The 24,155-nt window shown below is 42.9% G+C and carries 22 protein-coding genes, 1 tRNA gene and 1 riboswitch; of the genes, 22 read left to right on the top strand and 1 reads right to left on the bottom strand.

All coding sequences use genetic code 11. From position 1 onward, the window contains the following. Positions 1 to 3: 3 nt before the first annotated feature. The 9 genes from topA to I4V84_RS10490 all read left to right on the top strand — a co-directional run bounded on the left by topA (position 4) and on the right by I4V84_RS10490 (position 11,296). A complete protein-coding gene (gene topA, locus I4V84_RS10450) occupies positions 4 to 2,082 on the top strand; it encodes a type I DNA topoisomerase (protein ID WP_148462778.1) in 2,079 nt (692 codons plus the stop codon). 354 nt (positions 2,083 to 2,436) lie between these two features. Continuing rightward, positions 2,437 to 3,222, top strand: coding sequence for a GTP-sensing pleiotropic transcriptional regulator CodY (gene codY, locus I4V84_RS10455; protein WP_118579172.1), 786 nt, complete (start codon positions 2,437 to 2,439; stop codon positions 3,220 to 3,222). Between the two features lie 427 nt (positions 3,223 to 3,649). Beyond that, entirely contained in the window at positions 3,650 to 3,934 is a 285-nt protein-coding gene (gene groES, locus I4V84_RS10460) for a co-chaperone GroES (protein ID WP_118579169.1), read from the top strand. Between the two features lie 44 nt (positions 3,935 to 3,978). Then, positions 3,979 to 5,601: a chaperonin GroEL gene (gene groL / locus I4V84_RS10465; RefSeq protein WP_195699913.1), complete on the top strand. Its 1,623-nt coding sequence runs from the start codon at positions 3,979 to 3,981 to the stop codon at positions 5,599 to 5,601. 395 nt (positions 5,602 to 5,996) lie between these two features. After that, positions 5,997 to 6,503 carry a DUF6106 family protein gene (locus tag I4V84_RS10470; RefSeq protein ID WP_118579163.1) on the top strand — a complete coding sequence of 169 codons (507 nt, stop codon included), beginning with the start codon at positions 5,997 to 5,999 and terminating at the stop codon, positions 6,501 to 6,503. 81 nt (positions 6,504 to 6,584) lie between these two features. After that, positions 6,585 to 8,042 (top strand): IMP dehydrogenase, encoded by a 1,458-nt coding sequence (gene guaB, locus I4V84_RS10475; RefSeq protein ID WP_118579160.1) that lies wholly within the window; start codon positions 6,585 to 6,587, stop codon positions 8,040 to 8,042. Further along, a complete protein-coding gene (locus tag I4V84_RS10480) occupies positions 8,042 to 8,815 on the top strand; it encodes a peptidoglycan recognition family protein (protein ID WP_173716436.1) in 774 nt (257 codons plus the stop codon). Before guaB ends, I4V84_RS10480 begins: the two co-directional genes overlap by 1 nt. Positions 8,816 to 9,095: 280 nt before the next feature. Continuing rightward, positions 9,096 to 9,178: riboswitch (ZMP/ZTP riboswitch) on the top strand. A 113-nt stretch (positions 9,179 to 9,291) separates the two neighbouring features. Continuing rightward, complete coding sequence (locus tag I4V84_RS10485; protein ID WP_118579154.1) at positions 9,292 to 10,005, top strand: IMP cyclohydrolase; 714 nt, start codon at positions 9,292 to 9,294, stop codon at positions 10,003 to 10,005. Between the two features lie 106 nt (positions 10,006 to 10,111). Further along, entirely contained in the window at positions 10,112 to 11,296 is a 1,185-nt protein-coding gene (locus I4V84_RS10490) for a phosphoribosylaminoimidazolecarboxamide formyltransferase (RefSeq protein WP_118579151.1), read from the top strand. 349 nt (positions 11,297 to 11,645) lie between these two features. On the opposite strand, the gene I4V84_RS10495 is transcribed toward I4V84_RS10490, so the two are convergent. Further along, positions 11,646 to 11,718 (bottom strand) — tRNA-Gly (locus I4V84_RS10495). A 243-nt stretch (positions 11,719 to 11,961) separates the two neighbouring features. Between I4V84_RS10495 and I4V84_RS10500 the strand changes: the two genes are divergently transcribed. From I4V84_RS10500 to I4V84_RS10560, 13 genes are all read left to right on the top strand, one after another. Next, positions 11,962 to 12,882 (top strand): 3D domain-containing protein, encoded by a 921-nt coding sequence (locus tag I4V84_RS10500; RefSeq protein ID WP_195991897.1) that lies wholly within the window; start codon positions 11,962 to 11,964, stop codon positions 12,880 to 12,882. A 173-nt stretch (positions 12,883 to 13,055) separates the two neighbouring features. Further along, the gene (locus I4V84_RS10505; RefSeq protein ID WP_118579145.1) at positions 13,056 to 13,754 is read left to right on the top strand and encodes a CpsD/CapB family tyrosine-protein kinase; all 699 of its coding nucleotides are present in this window, start codon (positions 13,056 to 13,058) and stop codon (positions 13,752 to 13,754) included. Between the two features lie 52 nt (positions 13,755 to 13,806). Further along, positions 13,807 to 14,538: a CpsB/CapC family capsule biosynthesis tyrosine phosphatase gene (locus I4V84_RS10510; RefSeq protein WP_173716439.1), complete on the top strand. Its 732-nt coding sequence runs from the start codon at positions 13,807 to 13,809 to the stop codon at positions 14,536 to 14,538. Positions 14,539 to 14,619: 81 nt separating this feature from the next. Then, entirely contained in the window at positions 14,620 to 15,354 is a 735-nt protein-coding gene (locus I4V84_RS10515; RefSeq protein WP_118579139.1) for a Wzz/FepE/Etk N-terminal domain-containing protein, read from the top strand. 27 nt (positions 15,355 to 15,381) lie between these two features. After that, the gene (locus I4V84_RS10520; protein WP_173718263.1) at positions 15,382 to 16,137 is read left to right on the top strand and encodes an immunoglobulin-like domain-containing protein; all 756 of its coding nucleotides are present in this window, start codon (positions 15,382 to 15,384) and stop codon (positions 16,135 to 16,137) included. A gap of 107 nt (positions 16,138 to 16,244) precedes the next feature. Beyond that, the gene (locus tag I4V84_RS10525) at positions 16,245 to 17,162 is read left to right on the top strand and encodes an LCP family protein (protein ID WP_178090676.1); all 918 of its coding nucleotides are present in this window, start codon (positions 16,245 to 16,247) and stop codon (positions 17,160 to 17,162) included. Between the two features lie 176 nt (positions 17,163 to 17,338). Beyond that, positions 17,339 to 17,902 (top strand): phosphatase PAP2 family protein, encoded by a 564-nt coding sequence (locus I4V84_RS10530; protein ID WP_118579130.1) that lies wholly within the window; start codon positions 17,339 to 17,341, stop codon positions 17,900 to 17,902. After that, positions 17,880 to 19,076 carry a 23S rRNA (uracil(1939)-C(5))-methyltransferase RlmD gene (gene rlmD, locus I4V84_RS10535; protein WP_334286059.1) on the top strand — a complete coding sequence of 399 codons (1,197 nt, stop codon included), beginning with the start codon at positions 17,880 to 17,882 and terminating at the stop codon, positions 19,074 to 19,076. Before I4V84_RS10530 ends, rlmD begins: the two co-directional genes overlap by 23 nt. 87 nt (positions 19,077 to 19,163) lie before the next feature. Continuing rightward, on the top strand, positions 19,164 to 19,508 hold the full coding sequence (locus tag I4V84_RS10540) for a DUF1622 domain-containing protein (protein WP_195409451.1): 345 nt from the start codon (positions 19,164 to 19,166) through the stop codon (positions 19,506 to 19,508). A gap of 80 nt (positions 19,509 to 19,588) precedes the next feature. Then, positions 19,589 to 20,269, top strand: a complete 681-nt coding sequence (gene tsaA / locus I4V84_RS10545; RefSeq protein ID WP_148462800.1) for a tRNA (N6-threonylcarbamoyladenosine(37)-N6)-methyltransferase TrmO — start codon at positions 19,589 to 19,591, stop codon at positions 20,267 to 20,269. A gap of 73 nt (positions 20,270 to 20,342) precedes the next feature. Further along, on the top strand, positions 20,343 to 21,662 hold the full coding sequence (locus I4V84_RS10550) for an aspartate kinase (RefSeq protein WP_148462768.1): 1,320 nt from the start codon (positions 20,343 to 20,345) through the stop codon (positions 21,660 to 21,662). Positions 21,663 to 22,009: 347 nt separating this feature from the next. Beyond that, positions 22,010 to 23,359, top strand: coding sequence for a putative DNA modification/repair radical SAM protein (locus tag I4V84_RS10555; protein ID WP_195991899.1), 1,350 nt, complete (start codon positions 22,010 to 22,012; stop codon positions 23,357 to 23,359). Then, the gene (locus I4V84_RS10560) at positions 23,356 to 24,135 is read left to right on the top strand and encodes a TIGR03915 family putative DNA repair protein (RefSeq protein ID WP_195991901.1); all 780 of its coding nucleotides are present in this window, start codon (positions 23,356 to 23,358) and stop codon (positions 24,133 to 24,135) included. The genes I4V84_RS10555 and I4V84_RS10560 overlap by 4 nt, the downstream gene beginning before the upstream one ends. Positions 24,136 to 24,155: the final 20 nt, after the last annotated feature.

The following is a 24,155-nucleotide window of genomic DNA, read 5'->3' on the forward strand; positions in this document are numbered from 1 at the left end:
AGTATGGCTAAATATCTGGTGATAGTTGAGTCACCTGCAAAAGTAAAGACAATAAAGAAATTTCTTGGGGCAAATTATGAGGTAGAGGCATCTAACGGACATGTCCGTGATTTTCCCAAGAGTCAGTTTGGAATAGATGTGGAGAATGATTTCGAGCCGAAATATATAACCATCCGTGGTAAGGGGGAATTGCTTGCCAAACTTCGCAAGGCAGCCAAAAAAGCTGATAAGATTTATCTTGCCACTGACCCTGACCGTGAAGGAGAAGCAATTTCCTGGCACTTGATGCAGGCTCTGAAAGAAGATCCGGATAAAATGCACCGAATCACTTTCAATGAGATCACAAAGACTGCTGTAAAGGATTCCCTGAAGCATGCACGCGGTCTGAATATGAATCTTGTAGATGCACAGCAGGCGAGAAGAATGCTGGACCGTATGGTGGGTTATACCATCAGTCCGCTTCTCTGGGCGAAAGTAAAGAGAGGCTTAAGTGCCGGCCGTGTGCAGTCTGTTGCACTTCGCATCATCTGTGACAGGGAGGAGGAGATTAATTCTTTTATCCCGGAAGAATACTGGAGCCTGAATGGTGAATTCCTTGTGGATGGCGAGAAAAAGCCTCTGGAGGCTAAATTCTACGGAACAGACAAGAAGATGGATATCCACAATAAAGCTGAGATGGATGAGATTCTTAAGGTTCTTGAGAACGAAGAATTTGAGATCTCTGAGGTGAAAAAAGGCGAGAGAATCAAGAATGCTCCGCTTCCTTTCACTACCAGTACCCTGCAGCAGGAGGCATCCAAAACACTGAATTTTTCCACCCAGAAGACTATGCGTCTGGCACAGCAGCTTTATGAGGGTGTTGATATCAAGGGCAACGGTACTGTAGGTGTGATCACATACCTTCGTACTGATTCTGTACGTATTTCTGACGAGGCAGATGCGGCAGCAAGAAGCTACATCAGCAGCCAGTATGGAGAAGAATATGTGTCAGAAACAGCCAAGACAGTGAAGAAGGGACAGAAGATCCAGGATGCTCATGAGGCTATCCGCCCAACTGATATCAGCCGTACACCTGTACAGATAAAAGAATCCCTTACACGAGATCAGTTCCGTTTGTATCAGCTGATCTGGAAGCGTTTTGCGGCCAGCCGTATGGCTCCTGCGAAGTATGAGACTACCTCTGTAAAAGTGGCTGGTGGAGACTATACGTTCACTGTGTCCGCTTCCAAGGTAGCATTTGAAGGCTTCCTTTCGGTATATATGCAGGAAGAGGATATGAAGAAGGGAAATGTGTTAAGCCAAAGCCTGAGTAAAGGCATGAAGCTGAAACTGAAAGAGTTAAAGCCGGAACAGCATTTTACCCAGCCGCCGGCACATTATACAGAGGCTTCCCTGGTAAAGACCATGGAGGAGCTTGGAATCGGCCGTCCGAGTACTTATGCGCCGACCATCACCACCATTATCAGCCGCCGCTATGTTTCCAAGGAGCAGCGTAACCTTTATGTGACAGAGCTGGGCGAGGTGGTAAACAGTATTATGAAGCAGGCGTTCCCAAGCATTGTGGACGTGAATTTCACGGCTACCATGGAGGGACTTCTGGACTGTGTGGAGAATGGTACTGTACAGTGGAAGACAGTAGTCCGGAACTTCTATCCGGATCTGAAACATGATGTGGATGCTGCCCAGGAAGAGCTGGAGAAAGTAGACATCCATGATGAAGAGACCGATGTGATCTGTGATAACTGCGGTCGTCATATGGTGATTAAATATGGTCCTCACGGACGTTTCCTTGCATGCCCGGGATTTCCGGAATGCCGCAATACCAAGCCTTATTATGAAAAGATTGGTGTAGCCTGCCCGAAGTGTGGTAAGGAAGTGGTGCTTAAGAAGACGAAGAAAGGCCGTAAGTATTACGGTTGTGAAGATAATCCGGAATGTGACTTTATGTCATGGCAGAAGCCGTCGGATAAGAAATGTCCGGTGTGCGGAAGCTACATGGTGGAAAAAGGAAATAAACTGGTGTGCAGCCAGGAAACCTGCGGCTATGTAGAAACCAGGCCGAAGGATGAAAAAGAAAATTAAGGTTGCTGTGAAGCTCGCGAACAGTAACAAATTAAGAAGTTTTCGGGAAAGATCCCCTGCAAGGCAGATGTATTATGTTTTGCAGGGGATTTTTTAAATAAAAGCTCTATTACTTCCATTGTTTGATGAATAGTTTCAAAAACGTGATATTTTCAGAAAAGCTAAACAAAATTGAAAAATAGTAAAAAATAGCTTGTAAATAGTTTGAAAAACGTGTAGTATTAGAATAACAGGTAAAGTCAGAGCATGCCTGAAAAATGCTTTCTGCAAAATCTCCTGCAAAGTGGAGCGTACAGATTGCGGGAGTGGGTTTTCAAACAGGCTCTCATGTAACAAAAGCGAAGGGAGGACAAAATGAGCGTTCAGTTACTTGATAAAACAAGAAAAATCAATAAACTTCTCCATAACAGCAGTTCCAGTAAGGTGGTTTTTAATGATATCTGCCAGGTTCTGATGGATACTTTAAGTTCTAATATCCTGGTTCTCAGCAAGAAAGGCAAGGTGCTTGGTGTAAGCTTTTGCCCGGGAGTTGAGGAAATCCAGGAGCTGATAGCTGATGAGGTGGGCGGTCATGTTGACCCTCTGCTGAATGAGCGTTTTTTAGGGGTATTATCTACCAAAGAGAACGTGAATCTTCAGACACTTGGCTTTGAGCATGTTTCCAGCAGCTATCAGGGAATCATCAATCCTATTGATATTGCAGGAGAACGTCTTGGAACGGTGTTTATGTACCGCAAGGATCGTCCATATGATATTGAGGATATTATTGTCAGTGAATACGGCACTACAGTTGTAGGTCTTGAGATGATGCGGGCTGTACATGAAGAGAATGCTGAGGAAGACCGAAAGAAACAGGTTGTAAAATCTGCTTTTAACACACTTTCTTTCTCTGAACTGGAAGCTATCATCCACATTTTTGATGAGCTTGACGGAGATGAGGGAATTCTTGTTGCCAGCAAGATTGCAGACAGAGTAGGTATTACCAGATCAGTAATCGTAAATGCACTCCGCAAGTTCGAGAGCGCGGGCGTTATTGAGTCCCGGTCATCCGGTATGAAGGGAACCTATATCAAGGTTCTCAATGAAGTGATCTTTGATGAATTAGAAGAGATTAAGGCCCAGAGAAATAAAAAGGCCTGAGTGAATTCAATAAATAATAAACAAGTGTACAGAAGAACTGTTTTCCTTTGAACGTGTTTGAAAAAGGCTTTCTGCAAATTGTGAAGTTGCAGATTGCAGGAACGCTTTTTCAAACACGCTCTGGAGGGCAGTTCTTTTTTGTGTATAACAGGAAACTTCGTTGGAATTCATGATTTCACAAAAAAACTTTACCAGGCAGTCTTCAGAAGCTTCGAAATAGAAAAAAATTCAGAAAATTTTTAAAGTGAGAAAACAAGAGAAAAAAAGAGCATAAAAGAGAATAAAAAAGAATATACTTAAAAATGCAACTATGAAAAGAGTTGCACAAATAACGATAATTCAATAATATAATGGACAGTGATTAGCACTCGGCAATAATGAGTGCTAGCAAGGAAAAGAAAAGCAATTCTAAAGGAGGACATAGATCATGAAATTAGTTCCATTAGGCGACAGAGTTGTATTAAAACAGTTAGAAGCAGAAGAGACAACAAAATCCGGTATCGTTCTTCCAGGACAGGCACAGGAGAAACCACAGCAGGCAGAAGTAATCGCAGTAGGACCTGGCGGAGTTGTTGACGGCAAAGAAGTGAAAATGGAAGTTACTGTAGGCGACAAGGTTATCTATTCCAAATATTCAGGAACAGAGGTTAAGCTTGACGGTGAAGAGTATATCATTGTAAAACAGAGCGATATTCTTGCAATTGTGAAATAAGACATAACCTTATAAATAACTTGAAATCAGGAGGATGATTCATTATGGCAAAAGAGATTAAATATGGCGCAGAAGCCAGAACAGCATTAGAGGCTGGTGTAAATAAACTTGCTGATACCGTAAGAGTAACACTTGGACCGAAAGGAAGAAACGTAGTACTTGATAAACAGTTCGGTGCTCCGCTTATCACAAACGATGGTGTTACAATCGCAAAAGAGATCGAGCTTGAGGATGCTTTCGAGAACATGGGAGCTCAGCTGATCAAGGAAGTTGCATCCAAGACAAACGATGTAGCTGGTGACGGTACTACAACTGCTACTGTACTTGCCCAGGCAATGGTTCATGAAGGAATGAAGAATCTGGCAGCAGGTGCTAACCCGATCGTTATGAGACGCGGTATGAAGAAAGCTACAGATGCTGCTGTAGAAGCAATCAAGAACATGAGCCAGAAAGTAAGCGGAAAGAAACAGATCGCAAACGTTGCATCTATTTCCGCCGGAGATAAAGAAGTCGGAGAGCTTGTTGCAAATGCAATGGAAAAAGTTTCCAACGACGGTGTTATTACTGTAGAAGAGTCCAAGACCATGCACACAGAGCTTGACCTTGTAGAAGGTATGCAGTTTGACCGTGGATATATTTCCGCATACATGTCCACTGATATGGAGAAGATGGAAGCAAACCTTGAGGATCCATATATTCTGATCACAGACAAGAAAATCTCCAACATTCAGGAAGTTCTTCCGCTGCTGGAGCAGATCGTACAGGCTGGAGCAAAACTTCTTATCATCGCTGAGGATGTTGAGGGTGAGGCTCTTACCACTCTGATCGTAAACAAATTAAGAGGAACCTTCCAGGTAGTAGCTGTAAAAGCTCCTGGCTATGGTGACAGAAGAAAAGAAATGCTTCAGGATATCGCAATCCTGACAGGTGGTACTGTAATTTCTGACGAGGTAGGTCTTGAACTGAAAGATGCTACAATGGCTCAGTTAGGACGTGCAAAATCTGTTAAAGTTGCAAAAGAGAATACTGTTATTGTTGATGGTATGGGAGATAAAGAAGCAATTGCCAATCGTGTTGCCCAGATCCGTGCTCAGATTGAGGAGACAAAATCTGATTTCGACAGAGAGAAGCTTCAGGAAAGACTTGCAAAACTTGCTGGTGGTGTAGCAGTGGTTCGTGTTGGTGCAGCTACTGAGACTGAGATGAAAGAAGCAAAACTTCGTATGGAAGATGCTCTTGCAGCTACCAGAGCAGCTGTTGAAGAAGGAATCATTGCAGGAGGCGGTTCTGCATATATCCACGCTTCCAAAGAGGTTGCAAAACTTGCAGCAGGTCTTGAGGGAGATGAGAAGACTGGTGCAAACATCATCCTGAAAGCACTGGAAGCTCCGCTGTTCCGTATTGCTGCTAATGCAGGTCTTGAAGGTGCAGTTATCATCAACAAAGTAAGAGAGTCTGAGCCAGGTGTTGGTTTTGATGCTCTGAACGACAAATATGTAAACATGGTAGACGAGGGAATCCTTGATCCTGCAAAGGTTACAAGAAGTGCTCTTCAGAACGCAACAAGTGTTGCTTCTACTCTGCTTACAACTGAGTCTGTTGTTGCAAATATCAAAGAAGATACTCCGGCAATGCCAGCTGGCGGTCAGGGTATGGGAATGATGTAATTTCCGGCAGCAGAAAACAGAACGGAAAATCCATAAATGGATTTTTGAAAGTATAATTCAGAACTCAAAAGGGTCGGTGTCAAAGACGCTGGCCCTTTTGCATTCAATAAAAGTCATTTTTTACAGTAACTGTGTACTGTTACTGTTCACTGGTAACGTTCCGCGAGGCGTTTTTTGTGAACAAAGTTCACAGAAAACCCGAGAATTGCGGCGCGAAATCATGCGAATGCATGATTTCTGTGCATCGCGAAGCGCGTTACTGTGAACGGAGTGAACAGTAACTGTGTACTGGCAATATTCCGTGTTTTATCAGGAACAATGTTCACAGGAAAACTTTTGTGTGTTATACTTAAAACAACATGCCGGCTGGCAAAAAAACAAAGGAGAATTGTAATATGAGCGATTTGTATTCTGAGCTGCTTGTAAAAAAAGAGCGGACCGCAAAGGACAGGCTGGTAAAGGGCAGTATCATTGCACTGATCGTGCTTCTGGTACTCGCAGGTCTGTTTATCATGCCCCTGCTTTTGATCGCGGCAATTGTGCTGGGAGTCTGTGCCTATCTTTTTATCTTTCCAGGCACTGATCTGGAATTTGAGTACCTGTTTGTAAACGGAGAACTTGACATTGACAAGATCATGGCAAAGTCCAAGAGAAAAAGAGTAAAAAGCCTGAACATCACAGAATGTGATATTATGGCACCTCTTAACTCACATAGAATGGACTATTACAACAGCAACCAGAAGCTGAAAGTACAGGATTTTTCCTCCGGAAATCCGGAACATAAGCGTTTTGCAATTGTCTGCCGCGATGGCGCAGATACCTGCAAAGTAATTATCGAGCCAGATGAAATATTGGCAAAAACCATGAGAAATACTGCTCCGAGCAAAGTATTTTTAGATTAATTTACTAGATTGACACACTTTTAGTTTTTTGCTACACTAATCTACAAACCAAAGACACAATAAGACAAGGGAGGAAAAGCAATGGGTACTATCATTGGTGAAGGCATTACTTTCGACGACGTCCTTTTAGTTCCGGCGTACTCCAAAGTAATCCCGAATCAAGTTGACGTTTCAACTTACCTTACAAAGAAGATTAAACTGAACATTCCCATGATGAGTGCAGGAATGGACACCGTTACTGAGTACAATATGGCGATTGCCATGGCACGTCAGGGAGGTATCGGTATCATTCACAAGAACATGTCTATCGAGGCGCAGGCAGAAGAGGTGGACAAGGTTAAGCGTTCTGAGAATGGTGTTATCACAGATCCATTTTTCTTATCTCCGGAACATACATTGAAGGATGCCAATGACTTAATGGCGAAATTCCGTATTTCCGGTGTCCCGATCACAGAAGGCAAGAAGCTGGTAGGTATTATTACCAACCGTGATCTGAAGTTTGAGACAGATTTCAGCAAGAAGATCAAAGAGTCCATGACATCTGAGGGACTGATCACAGCCAAAGAAGGTATTACACTGGAAGAGGCGAAAGAGATCCTTGCGAAATCCCGTAAAGAGAAATTACCCATTGTAGATGATGATTTTAACTTAAAAGGACTTATCACCATCAAGGATATTGAGAAACAGATCAAATATCCTCTGGCTGCCAAAGATGAACAGGGACGTCTTCTCTGTGGGGCTGCTGTTGGTATTACCGCCAACGTGCTTGCCCGTGTAGACGCACTTGTGAAGGCAAATGTTGATGTCATCGTTGTTGATTCTGCTCATGGTCATTCTGAGAATATCCTCCGTGCTGTACGAGAGATCAAGGCTGCATATCCGGAGCTGCAGGTTATCGCAGGAAACGTTGCCACAGGAGCCGCTACTAAGGCTCTGATCGATGCTGGTGTAGATGCAGTTAAGGTCGGAATCGGACCTGGTTCTATCTGTACCACCCGTGTAGTTGCTGGTATTGGTGTACCGCAGATCACAGCAGTCATGGATTGCTATGAGGTTGCCAAGAGATATGGTATTCCGATTATTGCAGACGGTGGTATCAAGTATTCAGGCGATGTTACCAAGGCAATCGCAGCTGGTGCAAACGTTTGTATGATGGGAAGCATGTTCGCCGGATGCGATGAGAGCCCGGGAACTTTCGAGTTATATCAGGGAAGAAAATATAAAGTATACCGTGGAATGGGATCCATTGCAGCTATGGAGAATGGCAGCAAGGACCGTTACTTCCAGGAGAATGCCAAGAAGCTTGTTCCGGAAGGTGTGGAAGGACGTGTTGCATACAAGGGACACCTTGAGGACACTGTATTCCAGCTGATCGGAGGACTTCGCTCCGGTATGGGATACTGTGGAGCTGAGAATATTGAAGCACTGAAACAGAATGGTAAATTCGTGAAGATTTCTGCTGCTTCCCTGAAAGAGTCTCACCCACATGACATTCACATTACAAAAGAAGCACCGAACTACAGTGTGGATGACAAATAATGAAAAGAAAATCTGCAAGGCCGTCTTTTTCAAGGCGGCCTTCTTTTAACAAAAGAGAAAAAACAGATAAGGGCGGCAGAATCCGTCAGAGAAATCAGCGTCTGGCATTACTGGTGCTTCTTTTGCTTCTGGTTGTGACAGGAGTGGTTATTCTGATGGTAAGGAAAGGACAGAAGCAGGAGGAAAGTGCAGAGACATTCCAGGAAACGAATGATCATACGAATTATGGACCGGAAGAATGGATGTCCCAGGGTGCTCCCTACATAGATGTACAATTATTGACTCCAAATGAGTATTCCAGGCCTCAGCTGCCCCTGAATGGAGCTGATTACATAGCGATCCATTATACAGCCAATCCCGGTGCCACAGCCCAGAATAACAGGGATTATTTTGAGAATCTTTCCATTTCTCATGAGGCGAAAGTAAGCAGCCATTTTGTAGTAGGACTGGAGGGTGAAGTGATCCAGTGTATTCCTACCTCGGAGATGTCTTATGCGACTAACTCAAGGAATGTGGACAGTATTTCCATTGAGTGCTGTCATAAAGATGATACCGGCGTTTTTGAACAGGAAACTTATGATTCTGTGGTAAAGCTGGCTGCATGGCTGTGCGCCCGATTTGGGCTGACCTCAGAGCAGGTGATCCGGCATTATGATGTGACAGGCAAGGAATGCCCCAAGTATTATGTGGATCATCCGGATGCCTGGGAGCAGATGAAGGCGGATATCAGTGCACAGATCACAATAGATCAGGGCTTGATGGGGATTTCCTGAGAAAAAAGTACGGACTATATCCATAAATTTGCTTATGCAGGCATTGCGACCAGTAACCACAAAAAGTTACTGGTCATTGGTAACGTTCCGCGAGGTGTTTTTTGTGAACAAAGTTCACAGAAAACCCGAGAATCTCAGCGCGAAATCATGCGAATGCATGATTTCTGTGCATCGCGAAGCGTGTTACTGGTCACTCCGTGACCAGTAACCACAAAAAAATTGTACATAAAAGAAAAAGATTTCCCATCTTGAAATAACGAAAAAAATATTGTAGTATAAAAAAGAACTGCATGACTGGCGGATCGTGGGAATACCCACAGGGAGTGCAGTAATATCATTGTGTCGACCGCCTGGGCAGCCTGGAAGAGAGGCTTCCCAGGCGTTTTTTTATACACGCAGTCAACATTTACACGATTGATGAAAATCTGGTGGCTGCGGTAATATACTCATGTAAATTTCGAAAGGAGAACATCTGCATGGAAATGATAGCATTGGACAAAGAACTGAAGGAAAATTCTTACCCGGGACGAGGAATCATCATTGGCCGCAGCGCTGATGGAACGAAGGCAGTTACTGCTTACTTTATTATGGGAAGAAGTGAAAACAGCCGCAACCGTGTATTTGTGGAGGATGGCGAGGGAATCCGCACACAGGCATTTGACCCTTCCAAACTGGTAGATCCAAGCCTGATCATTTATGCACCTGTCCGCGTACTTGGAAATAAAACAATTGTGACAAACGGTGACCAGACAGACACTATTTACGAAGGAATGGATCATCAGCTCACTTTCGAGCAGTCTTTACGTTCCAGAGAGTTTGAGCCAGATGCACCAAACTATACACCACGTATTTCCGGAATTATGCATGTGGAGAACGGCTCTTACAGTTATGCAATGTCCATTTTAAAGAGCAATAATGGAGATCCTTCCTCCTGCAACCGTTACACTTTTGCATATCAGAATGCAAAGGCCGGTGAGGGACATTTTATCCATACTTATAAATGTGATGGAAACCCGCTGCCAAGCTTTGAGGGTGAGCCGAAGCTTGTTCAGATTCCGGATCACATGGATGAGTTTGCAGATATGTTGTGGGAGAGCCTGAATGAAGACAATAAGGTTTCACTTTTTGTGAGATACATTGATATCGAGACTGGTAAATATGAATCAAAAATTATCAACAAGAATCACTGAAAATAAAGCTTTCCGTTTTGGGTAAATTATATTCACAAAACGGAATGCCTCACGGAATAGTACCTACTGAATCGTTACCTTAAAAGATAAAATGGAGGAGATAACCATGAAAGAGTTAGAATTAAAATACGGCTGTAACCCAAATCAGAAACCATCTAAAATATACATGGAGGATGGAAGTGAACTGCCAATTAAAGTACTTTCCGGAAAACCTGGATATATTAATTTTCTGGATGCCTTTAACGGCTGGCAGCTGGTGCGTGATCTGAAAAAGGCAACCGGACTTCCCGCAGCTACTTCATTTAAACATGTTTCCCCGGCAGGTGCTTCCATTGGTCTTCCGCTCACAGAGACGCTTGCAAAAATCTACTGGGTAGAGGATATGGACTGGCAGAATTTTTCGCCGCTTGCCTGTGCATATGCCCGTGCAAGAGGCGCAGACAGAATGTCTTCCTTCGGTGATTTTATTTCCCTTTCTGATGTATGTGACAAAGACACAGCACTTCTGATCAAGAGAGAAGTTTCCGACGGTGTGATCGCTCCTGGTTATACAGAGGAGGCACTTGAGGTTCTGAAACAGAAGAAAAAAGGCAACTACAATGTAATTCAGATCGATCCGGAATATGTACCGGCTCCATTAGAGCATAAGCAGGTGTTCGGCGTTACTTTTGAGCAGGGAAGACAGGAGCTTGCAATTGATGATGAGCTGATTTCCAACATCGTAACTGAGAATAAAGAATTATCTGAGGAAGCAAAGCGTGATATGAAAGTTTCTCTGATCATTCTGAAATACACCCAGTCCAATTCCGTATGCTATGTAAAAGACGGACAGGCAATCGGCGTTGGTGCAGGACAGCAGTCAAGAGTTCACTGTACACGTCTTGCAGGACAGAAAGCAGATAACTGGTTCCTTCGCCAAAGCCAGAAAGTATTGAACCTTCCATTTAAGGAAAGTATTTCAAGAGCTGAGCGCGACAATGCTATTGATGTTTACATTGGCGATGAGTATATGGATGTTCTGGCAGATGGAAACTGGGAAAAGACATTCACAGAGAAACCTGCAGTTTTCACAAAGGAAGAGAAGAGAGCATGGCTGGATCAGATGACAGATGTAACATTAGGATCTGATGCGTTCTTTCCATTCAGCGACAATATTGAGCGAGCTTACAAGAGCGGCGTGAAATATATTGCACAGCCAGGCGGTTCTGTGAGAGATGCAGACGTAATCGATACCTGCAACAAATACAATATAGCAATGGCATTTACCGGAATTAGATTATTCCATCACTAAATCGTGGCTGAAAAATCATTCCTGCAATTGAGACGCACATCTTGCGGAAAGTTTTTTTTACATGTTTTAAGAAAAAATATTGGATTCTGGACAGAATAATAAAATGAAGTAATAAAAGGTCTTGTACAAAGTGCAAAGAACTGAAAACTCTTATTGAAAGATGAGTCAATAGAGAATCTTCAGATAGAAAAGCAAATTGTACAAGGCTTTTTTGTTTAAAATAAGATATCCTTTATAAATTATTTCCGAAAGAATAAGCGGGATTTTCTTATGAAGTATACAAAAGACAGTGATCGCTTTGTAAGGCGGATTCAGACACAAAAAAGCTCCGACTAAATCGGAGCCTCAGAGCGATAGACGGGGCTCGAACCCGCGGTCTCGACCTTGGCAAGGTCGCGCGTTACCAACTACGCCACTATCGCATTTATTGCTGTCAACTGTTTTCCTCAGCGACAAAACATATAATACAGTATAAAATCTATTTTGTCAAATGTTTTTTTGAAAAAAATGAAATAATGTTTTTTTTAATGAAAAAATAAAAAAGCTACAATAATAAATGTGAAAAATTTCTAAAAAGCCTGATGGGATTTGAAATAAGAAAATAGCTGTGCTATGATAAACAAAGAGTAGAGGGGAAAATTGAACAGATCAGGAGATATAAATTTATGAAAAAAAGATTTCTGGCTATGGCAGTATGTGTTTCCGCATGTATGCCTGTTTCTGCGCTTGGAGCGGAAATAGCCGGTCCGGCCATTTCAGGTACAGCACAGGAAAATACTGATAATAAAGAAGAAACAGTTTCAGAAGAAGCTATCGAAAAAAAGGATTCCGGGAAAATCGAGGACGAGATTACGGAAGTCCAAGATACTGTCACAGTAGCGGCAGATACAGATGTATTAGATTATCCTGGCAGAAAAGAGGGTTCTGTGATCGGTGAAGTGCTGGAAGAAGATGAAATCAGCCGTACAGGTACTATTGATGATATCTGGAGCAGGATTCTATTTGAGGATGATAATGGAGAAGAACAGGTGGGATATATCCCAACCTCTGTTTTGGAGGGGTATGAAGATAAGAATCAGGTAGCTTCAGATGCAACCTCAGATGGAACTGTAGAAGCAGGAATTATACATAAAAGTACAGGAGAGGGCGTATTTGCAGAAGCAGTAGAAGGTGTTACCCAGACAGGGGGAAATGCAGGTGTTCTTGAAGGACAGCCGATTATGGTTTCCGCAGACAGCAGCCTTCGTCCACTTGGTGTTTTCCATATTACCCATTACTGCCAGTGCAGCATTTGCTGCGGTCCGTGGGCAAACGGAATCACATCCACAGGTGTGACAGCTACCACGAACCGTACTATTGCAGTAGATCCAACTGTAATTCCTTACGGTTCTAAAGTAGTTATCAATGGACAGGTCTATGTGGCAGAAGACTGCGGCGGCGCCATTAAGAACAACCGCATTGATATTTATATGGGAAGCCATGCGGAAGCATTGAACAGCGGTGTATTTGATGTAGAAGTTTATCTTTTGGAAGAGGGATCATCCGTTCAGGGTATAGAAGGGATTCAGGAAGGAAATCAAGAATAATATGAAAATTTTGTGAAAAATTGTGCATATTTAGTTCGAAAATGTACTAGCCAATGCGGTACTTCTAGTGTATAATATTTAGGCAGACACTGCCATGACGTGAATTATGGGAAATCAGAAGGAAAATATGGCAGATTTACAGGATAACAAATAGATAAGGTGAAAACAAAATTATGGTAAAAGTAAAAATTAGCGACTGGAAAGCTGATTCATCCATGGATGAGGCTTATAAGGCACTTCGTACAAACATTCAATTTTGCGGTGCCGACAAAAAGGTGATTGCATTTACAAGCTGTACCCCGAATGAAGGAAAGAGTAATGTAACTTTCCATCTTGCAGCTTCCCTTGCAGAGAGTGGTAAATCTGTACTTTTGATTGATGCAGACCTTCGTAAATCCGTACTTATGGGACGTGTACAGGTTGAGGAAGAAGTGAAGGGACTGACCCACTACCTGTCCAAGCAGGCGAAACTGCAGGACGTTATCTGCGCAACCAATCTTCCCAAGTTTCACATTATTTTTTCCGGTGTTGTACCGCCGAACCCGGCAGAGCTTTTAGGAAGCAGACAGTTTAAAGACATGATCCGTGTTGTAAGAGATGTATATGATTACATTATCATAGATACACCGCCTCTTGGACGAGTAATCGACTGTGCAGTTGTGGCGGATTCCTGCGATGGAACTGTCATTGTAATTGAATCCGGCAGTATCAGCTACCATTTTGTACAGGAGATCAAGGGGCAGCTGGAGAAGACCAACTGTCCGATCATCGGTGCAATTTTGAACAAGGTAGATACTAAGGAATATGGTAAATACGGTAAGTATGGTAAATATGGCAAATATGGCAAGTACGGAGAATACGGAAAATATTGATCCGTCATTATTCGAGATTGTTATATGAAAAGATTGGAAATGGGCGAAGCGAATGAAAGGTATTTATGATATTCACTGTCATATTGTTCCGGGAGTTGATGATGGAGCGAAGGATCTCAAGACATCTGTACGCATGCTCCAGAAGGAATATGATGATGGTGTCCGCAACATTATTGCCACTCCGCATTTTCGATATGATATGTTTGAGCCGTCTCTGGAACAGGTTAAGAAGCAGTTCCTTCGTGTGAGGAAGGCTGCCGCTGAGATTGGAGAAGACGGTATTCAGATGTATCTGGGCTGCGAGCTTCATTCCAGTATGGATATGACAGACTGTCTGAAAAAAGGGGAAAGACTTACCATGTCAGGTTCCCGTTATGTGTTAACGGAGTTTCGGACTTCAGACGAAAAGTCCTATATCAGGGAACGGGTGCAGGCATTGATCCGGAAAGGGTATTATCCTATTATCGCACATGTAGAACGCTATCATTCGGTAGTAAAAAACGGTCTGGATTTTATTGATGAACTCAGGGATATGGGTGCCTATATTCAGATGAATGCGGACAGTATTATTGGTGAGGATGGCTTTATGATCAAGCGTTTCTGCAAGAAAGTAATTAAAGAAGAAATGTTGGATTTTGTGGGGTCTGACGGTCATGATCTGGCCAGACGAACGCCTCACATTGGCAAATGTTACGACAAAATTGAAAAAATGATGGGTACGGATTACGCGGATATGATTTTTATCAGCAATCCGGAGTGTATTATAAATAACGAGAGATTTTGACTTTTATATATGGGATGTCGTTGGAAACGATGTATCTGTTTAGAAAAAGTAAAGAAAATTACAGGGTAACGGAGAAGAAGAATGGAAAATCAGGTTACAAATAATAACGATGAAATTGAAATCGATTTAGGTGAGATTTTTCACCTGATTCTTAGCAGGCTGGGAGTGATTATTCTTTCCGGTATCATTCTGGGTGTGATTTCCATTATCGGAACAATGCTTTTTATCACTCCACAGTATGAATCTACCACGAAGATCATGGTGCTGAATAAACAGGACAGCAATACACTGACCAGTGCTGATATGCAGACCAGTACACAGCTGACTAAGGACTATGCGGAACTTATTAAGAGCCGTACAGTTCTTGAAGGTGTAATTGCACAGCTGAATCTTAATATTACCTATCAGCAGCTGCTTGGCAAACTGACGGTAGATACTTCTACAGACAGCCGTATTGTAACGATCATAGTATCTGATGAAGATCCATATACAGCAAGCGAGATGGCCAATGCTATCCGTGATATGGCAGCAGAGCACATTCAGTCAGTTATGGATATTGAGGCGGTTAACGTAGTTGATAGCGCAAACATCCCAAGTGAAAAAGCCAGCCCAAGCCTTGCGAAGAATGGTGTGATCGGTGGACTTTTAGGTGTTATCATTGCAATGGCGATTGTGATCATCATTTATCTTACAAATGATACGATCAAGGTTGAGGAAGATGTAGAGCGTTATCTTGGACTTTCTGTTCTGGGAAGCATTCCATATTCAGAAAAAGAAAGCAGATCCAAGAAACAGAAATCAAGAAAACGTCGCTGATGAAATTGAGTATAAGGAGCTGCAGATATGCGTAAATGGTTGATTGTTTTAATGGCGGCAGTGGCAATAGGAGCGACCGGAATCCTGGGATGGCTGTATATGAGGCAGGATCGCAAGGGACCGGAAATTACCATTGCAGAGAGCAAGAAAAACAGCTACACTTCGGATATGACAACGGAAGATCTTCTGGAAGGAGTAAAAGCTGTTGACAAGAGAGATGGAGATGTTTCAGCCAGCCTGACAGTTGAGAATGTTTATCCAAATGAAAAAGGGGATGAAGTCACAGTTGTTTATGTTGCAAAGGATAACAGTAACAATGTAACAAAGGTAACTTATCATATGACTTCCGAGGGAAATCTTATGGGATTTACTTCAGAAACCAAAACTTCTTCTGACAATACAGATACAGATGCAGAAACGGATGAAGCCCTGCAGGATGAAAATGAGACTGATTCAGAAGATGAAGAAGAACCAGAAATGACAGAAGAAGAAAAAGCGCAGGAAAGGGAAGAAGAAAAGATTGACCAGCTGAACCCTCAGGATCCGCGTTTTTATCTGAATACTTACTACGTTGAAATTGCCAAGGGAACACAGATTGACAGACTGAGTTATGTCAAAGACATTCAAGACGATAAAGATTCAACAAGTGATCTTTATCGTAAGATTCAGATCACTGGAACCGTTGATGTGAATACTCCGGGTACTTATGAACTGACTTATTATGTTGTTGACTCCAATGGTAATGCTTCAAACGGAGCTGTTCTGACAATTGTAGTAAAATAATGATTACTGTGAACGGAGTGAACAGTAATCAATAGCGACTGCTGGTTATGAAAGAACCGGCAGAAAGATTCCTTTTTGACCATGCACATGTACATAGGAGCAAATATATGAGATCTACCATATGGAAGAAGACCCTTATCTGCCTTGGCGCGGTGCTGTTTCTGGAAAGCCCGGCTGTGAGTACGGCGTTTGCATATACAGTAAAGGCAGAGAATACGGATGCTGAAGCGGCCACCAGCAATATCAAGAGTATTTTGCTGATCGGACAGGACAAAAGAGAGGGAGAGTCTCGTCAGCGTTCCGATTCCATGATTCTTGCTACATTGGACAAGGATCAGGGTACTGTAAGCCTGACCTCTTTTATGAGAGATCTTTATGTTGCCATTCCTGGATATTCGACTACTCGTATTAATGCGGCTTACGCATATGGAGGAATGGATCTTTTGGACCAGACTCTGGAAGAAAATTTCGGAGTAAAGATAGATGGAAATGTGGAAGTGGATTTTGAAGTTTTCCAGGTTCTGGTTGACAAGGTTGGAGGAATAGATCTGGAGCTGACTCAGGCGGAAGCAGATTATATCTGCGGACGAGATCAGAGTGTTCTTTACCCTCAGCCTCTTCGAAGCGACTGGAATCTTCAGGAAGGAATGAACCATCTGGATGGAGAACAGGCACTTATCCATGCACGCAACCGTTCTATTGGAAATTCCGATTATCGGAGAACAGAGCGGCAGCAGGAAGTACTTATGGCTGCTTTTGCCAAGATAAAAGATCTGGGAGTTTTTGATATTGCAGGTCTGGTTAAGGATGTTCTTCCAATGGTTACTACGGATCTTTCTTTGTGGGATATAACCGGATATGCCATGGATGTGATGAACATCGGTACAGATGAAATTGCATCATACCGGATTCCGGAGGATGGAGCCTACACACCTCAGACGATTGACGGCATGCAGGTTCTGGTTCCTGATCTTGAGCAGAATCGGCAATATCTTCAGCAGATCCTGTATCACGCAGGTGAATAAGAATTAAAAAGAATTAAGACGGTTCGCACCACACGAACCGTCTTTTACGCTATAATAACGAAATAAAAGCAGCTGTTGAGTTCCTTTGCAGTTACACACTGTCTGCTGAACCATTATAAAAATAAATTATAGAAATATATAGACAGCAATCAGAATTGAAAGCGGGTGGAGGATAAGTGGAATTGCTTGAATGGATACATAATATTGATGCACAGATTCTGCTTTTTATACAGCAGTATTTAAGAAGTGATCTGTTTACCTGGCTGTGGAAGGGAATTACCTTTCTAGGAGACGGAGGCTGGTTCTGGATTGTTTTGGGGCTGCTCTTTCTTTTTCCAAAGAAGACAAGAAAGGCAGGTGTAACCGCACTTCTGGCACTAGCTATAGGGGCAGTGGTTACGAATTTATGCCTTAAGGATCTGGTAGCGCGTATAAGACCTTATGATTCTGTGGAGGGACTTGTGCCTCTGGTTGCCAGGCTGAAGGACTATTCTTTTCCATCAGGTCATACCTGCGCATCTTTTGCCTGTGCAGGCGTATATTATAAAGCCTTTCCTGGAAAATGGGGAAAAGCAGCCATGGTCCTGGCAGTACTGATCGCTTTGTCCCGATTGTACGTGGGAGTACACTATCCTACAGATGTGCTGGCTGGAGCCCTTGTAGGCACTTTTAGTGCGTTGGCGGCGCTGAAGCTAGAGCACGCTCTAGTCAGATATTATGAAGAACGAAAAGCAAAATAAAGATAAGGGAGAATTTATGGAAGAGAAAAAAACACAGACAGTCTGTCCATACGCAAAAAAGTGCGGTGGGTGCCAGTATCAGGGTGTGCCTTATTCCGCACAGCTTAAAAAGAAACAAAATCAGGTACAGGGGCTTTTGAAGAAGTTTGGGAATGTGAAGCCGGTAATTGGAATGAAAGATCCTTATTTTTACCGGAATAAAGTTCATGCTGTATTTGACCGTGACCGGAAGGGAAATATTATTTCTGGAATTTATGAGGCTGGTACCCACAGAGTGGTTTCTATTGAACAGTGTCTGATTGAGGATAAGAAGAGTCAGGAAATCATCCGTACCATTCGGGGAATGCTGAAGTCTTTTAAGATCAAAACATATGATGAGGATACCGGATATGGACTTCTGCGCCATGTACTGGTGCGTCGTGGCTTTTCTACAGGTGAGGTAATGGTAGTACTGGTGGTCGCCTCTCCTATTTTTCCATCCAAGAATAACTTTGTGAAGGCATTAAGAAAAGTTCATCCAGAGATCAGTACTGTGGTATTAAATATTAATGACAAAAATACAAGCATGGTTCTTGGCGAGCGGGAAATCGTGCTTTATGGCAAGGGATTTATCCGTGATACCCTTTGTGGAAAATCCTTCCGTATTTCACCGAAATCCTTCTATCAGGTAAATTCAGTGCAGACCGAAATTCTTTATGGAAAGGCTGTGGAATTTGCAGGGCTGACAGGGAAAGAAAAAGTCATTGATGCATATTGTGGAATTGGCACCATCGGTCTGGTAGCTTCTGGTAAGGCAAGAGAAGTGGTCGGAGTGGAACTGAATAAAGATGCAGTCAGGGATGCAAGGATCAATGCAAGAGAGAATAAGGTGGTAAACATATCTTTCCGCCAGGGTGATGCCGGTGAATTTATGGAGGCAATGGCAGAAGCTGGTGAAAAGGCAGATGTGGTATTTATGGATCCTCCCCGCTCAGGCAGCAGCGAGAAATTCCTGAATTCCGTAATAAAACTCTCTCCGAAGAAAATTGTTTACATTTCCTGTAACCCGGAAACACTTGCAAGAGACCTTAATTTCCTTACGAGAAAAAACTATATAGTTAAAGAAATCCAGCCTGTGGAAATGTTTTGTTTTACAGACCACACAGAAGTGGTGACCTGGCTGGAGCAAAAATAAGAAACTGTTGCTGTTTGCAGGCTGTGCAGCAATGAAAATACATTCTGTAAGAAAAGGTATCCTGTCAGCAGGAAAAAGGAGGTACCTATGATGACGACCATAACTGGAATTATGGAGTGGGTTCTGGAGAATATTGCTGGTTTCGCCATTGTAATTTTTGAGTTTATTGGAGTTGCCATTATTATCTGGAGTGGAATTACCGGATTTATCAAATGGCTGAAACATGCCGGAGATACTGGTGTCTATCTGGCGAGGGGACTTGCCATGGGACTGGAATTTAAAATGGGAAGTGAGATTCTTCGTACTGTAGTGGTACGTGAGTGGAAAGAAATCGGAATTGTAGCCGGAATTATTGCTCTTCGAGCAGCCCTTACGTTCCTGCTTCACTGGGAAATCAAGGAGGAAGAAAAAAGCGGCGGACATAAGGAATAAAGGTTCGCTGTTTATAGATCATATCTGTGGGTTTAGAAGAGCACATATAAAGGTTGATAAAGGTATAACAAACAATGGAAATGAAAGTAATTGCTCATATCAGAAGCGATTTTCCAACGAAATTTGGAATTCCCCATCAGAGCGGCAGAATACAGGAACTAAAGGCGGATATTATTTTTGAACCGGAATATCGGAACCATGAGGCATTTCGAGGGCTGGAAGAGTATACCCATATCTGGCTGATCTGGGAATTTTCACAGGCTGTCCGCAAGGAGTGGTCTCCTACAGTGCGTCCTCCAAGACTTGGGGGAAACGTCAGAATGGGCGTTTTTGCTACAAGGTCTCCTTTTCGTCCAAATCCCATAGGACTTTCCAGTGTAAGGCTGGAGAGCGTAGAGTTTTCTGAAAAGTATGGACCGGTGCTTCATGTATCAGGAGCGGATCTTATGGACGGAACACCTATTTATGATATAAAGCCCTATCTGGCTTACGTGGACAGCCATCCGGAAGCAGCGGGCGGATTTACCGACCAGATTCAGGATCATAAGCTGAAAGTAGAGTTTCCGGAAAAGCTTTTGAAGAAGATTCCAGAGGAAAAAAGAGAAGCACTTCTGGCTGTCCTTGCAAACGATCCAAGACCTGGGTATCAGAAAGACCCTGAAAGAAAATACGGAATGTCTTTTGGATCCTGGGATATTCATTTTAAAGTAGATGGAGAACAGCTGCAGGTATTGGAGGTATTTAACACTTTCACGAATTAAATCGAAAAAACCCTTGCAAAAAGTCGAATTTTTTCATAAAATGGAGAAAAAGTTTTTGAGGAGCATAAGGATTATGAGAAAAGTAGTAAAATTTGGTGGAAGCTCCCTTGCAAATGCGGAGCAGTTTGAAAAAGTCGGAGATATTATCAGAAGTGAAGAGAGCAGACGTTTTGTTGTTCCTTCTGCACCAGGTAAGAGATTTGACGGGGACACGAAGGTAACAGATCTTCTTTACAGCTGTTATGACGCAGCTGCAAATGGCGGTGATTTTGAAAAGGTTTTAGAAGAAATCAAATCTCGTTATTATGAGATTATTAAAGGGCTTGGCCTAGCTCTTTCCATGGAAGAGGATTTCCAGTTGATCAAAGAGAATTTTAAAGCACAGATTGGCAGGGATTACGCCGCTTCCCGTGGAGAATATCTGAACGGCAAAGTGATGGCTGCTTATCTTGGTTATGAATTTGTGGATGCAGCAGAGGTGATCCGTTTTGATAAAAACGGAAATCTGGATTCGGAGAAAACAGACAAACTTCTGAACAAGCGTCTTTCAAAATGTGAGAATGCAGTTGTGCCGGGCTTCTATGGTGCAAAGGACGATGGAACTGTGACCACTTTTTCCAGAGGTGGTTCTGATGTGACAGGTTCTCTGGTTGCCAAGGCAATTAAGGCTGATATGTATGAAAACTGGACTGATGTATCCGGTTTCCTTGTAACAGACCCGAGAATTGTAAAGAATCCGGCTGTGATTGAGACCATTACATACCGTGAACTTCGTGAGCTTTCCTACATGGGAGCTACTGTTCTTCATGAAGATGCTATTTTCCCTGTAAGAAAAGAGGGAATTCCGATTAATATCCGTAACACCAACCGGCCGGAGGATAAGGGAACTTTTATTGTGGAGAGTACCTGCCGCAAGCCGAAATATACCATAACCGGTATTGCAGGAAAGAAAGGTTTCTGTTCTATCAACATTGAGAAGTCCATGATGAACAGTGAAATCGGATTTGGCAGAAGAGTGCTTCAGGTATTTGAAGACCAGGGAATCAGTTTTGAGCATGTTCCATCCGGTATTGATACCATGACAGTATATGTTCACCAGGATGAGTTTGAAGAAAAGGAGCAGCAGGTAATTGCGGGAATCCATCGCCTGGTTCAGCCGGATTTTGTGGAAATGGAATCTGACCTTGCCCTGATCGCAGTTGTAGGACGTGGAATGAAATCCACCCGCGGTACAGCCGGAAGAATTTTCTCTGCCCTCGCACATGCAAATGTAAACGTCAAGATGATTGACCAGGGTTCCAGTGAGCTGAATATTATTATCGGTGTGGAAAACCGTGATTTTGAAAATGCAGTGAAAGCAATTTATGATATTTTTGTGCTGACACAGATTTGAAATTGAGTGGATAGGTCACCTGTCGGCAGCATTCACATATATGAAAATCTGCTCATACGTTCAGAACGTCTGGTATTCATGAATTCGCTGATGTAAGCATGTACCATTTCTGGCTGTCGTCCGGGAGCTTTAATAGTAAAAGAATGAGATAAGAGCCGTAAATCAAAGGTAGTGTTAGAATTAATCTTTGATTTATGGCTCTTTTTGTATAGAAAAAATTTCGTGCCGTTTTATGATATTGACAAAACAGAACATACGTTCTAAAATAAAACAAGAACAAACGTTCTGAAATTGAGAATAATAAAGAACGCGAAACACAGATTACATAAAAGGAGTTTTGTTACGGGATGATTATTCAGGAATCAATGACATTGAAGCGGAAGCTGGAGATTTTATCGGATGCCGCGAAATATGATGTGGCTTGCACATCCAGTGGTGTGGATCGAAAGGGAGATGGAAAGGGCATGGGAAACAGCATTGCTGCCGGAATCTGTCATAGTTTTGCTCAGGATGGCAGATGTATCAGTCTTTTGAAGATCCTTTATACAAATGAATGTGTATTTGACTGTAAATACTGTATAAACAGAGCCTCCAATGATGTGGTGCGTACCAGTTTTACCCCAGAAGAAGTGTGTCGTCTGACTATGGAATTTTATAGGAGGAACTATATTGAAGGACTGTTTTTAAGTTCCGGAGTAAAGGAAAGTCCAGACAGGACTATGGAAGAACTGCTTTGTACAGTAAATCTTCTTCGTAATAAATATCATTTTCAGGGATATATTCATTTGAAAGCCATTCCAGGTGCTGCTCCTGAACTGATCGCCAGGGCGGGGTATCTGGCAGATCGCATGAGCGTGAACCTGGAACTTCCTACTGCAGACGGGCTTAGGAAACTGGCACCGCATAAGAGCAGGCAAACCATTCTTCGCCCCATGAAGCAGATTCAGCAGCAGCGAGATCAGAATAAGGAGGAATTGGTTCTGTACCGTCATGCCCCTAAGTTTGTACCAGCCGGTCAAAGTACCCAGATGATTATTGGAGCTATGGGGGAGAGCGATTATCAGATCGTGTCAGTAGCAGAATCTTTGTATAAGAACTTTGCATTAAAAAGAGTTTTTTATTCGGCTTTTGTCGCCGTAAATGAAGATAAGGATCTGCTCATGTCCTTATCAGGTCCGCCTCTTCTTCGAGAACACCGACTTTATCAGGCAGACTGGCTTATGCGGTTTTATGGTTTTCGGGCTTCAGAACTGCTTTCAGAGAAGCATCCGGATTTTAACCTTCTTCTGGATCCCAAGGCAGACTGGGCAGTGTCACATCTGGAGTTTTTTCCGGTAGAGATCAACCAGGCAGATTATTATGAACTTCTTCGTGTACCGGGAATCGGTTATACCTCTGCCAGAAGAATCATTGGGGCCAGGAGAACCCATTCCCTGGAATTTGCAGATTTGAAGAGGATTGGTGTGGTTATGAAGCGTGCCTTATATTTTATTACCTGTAATGGCCGCATGATGTACAATACCAGGTTGGAGGAATCTTATATTACCCGTAATCTTCTGGATGAAGAGAACTGTCGGAAGCATGGGAATGAAGCTGCATTTCAGCAATTATCCCTCTTTGGAGATGAGATGGGGAGCAGAAGACTGTATACAGAAAATACAAAGAATCATGTGGACAGAAAGGTGGGAGCTATATGAATCAAGAGAAAAGAATCCTGGTATGTGAGGACTCTATGGAGGGAATTTTTTCTGCTGTCTATGATGGATGGAAAGAGTGTGCAGGCGGCTGTAAAGTGAGCATTCAGACCAGTTTTCCTGTAAGCATGGAATTGTTCACTTCTTATCGGGAGATTGCTACAGATCAGAGTAAGGCTGGTAAGGTTATGAGGACGATTCTTATGAGACTGGGAAGCGAGGTTTACGAACAGATTTGTCTGGCGGCAGCTTCAGCAGATGAAGACAGGGGAACTGCCATTTATTATGTGCTGCACCGGGCTTTGGGGGGAGGCAGATGCGAAAAACGTGTAATGGAGGCACTGGCAGATCCATATGTATCCAGGGTTGCGAAAATGGCACTCTGTGTGAAGCGGGAATATCACCATTATTTTGGGTTTGTCCGTTTCAGGGAGATTGGCGGAAGGTTTCTGTTGGCAAAGATCCAGCCGGGGAATGATATCCTGTCTCTTATGGCTCTTCATTTTTCCAATCGCTTTCCCAATGAGAACTGGGTAATCTATGATGAGAAGAGGCAGAAGGCGTTGTGCCATGAGAAAGGGAAGGAGTGCGTCATGAGAAAAGAAGTGCGTATACAGGTGCCAGGGAGCGCCGTAGGGGATATGGGAGAGTACGAGGAACTGTGGCAGACATTTTGTGATAGCATATCCATTGAAGCAAGGAGGAATGAGAAACTTCAGAAGCAGATGCTTGCTTTGCATTTTCGGAGTAATATGCCGCAGTTTTCTGTGAAAGGATAGGCCGATAAGTAAAATTCGTG

This window comes from Ruminococcus sp. 1001713B170207_170306_F1 (assembly GCF_015668065.1).
GTDB lineage: Bacteria > Bacillota > Clostridia > Lachnospirales > Lachnospiraceae > Blautia_A > Blautia_A faecis.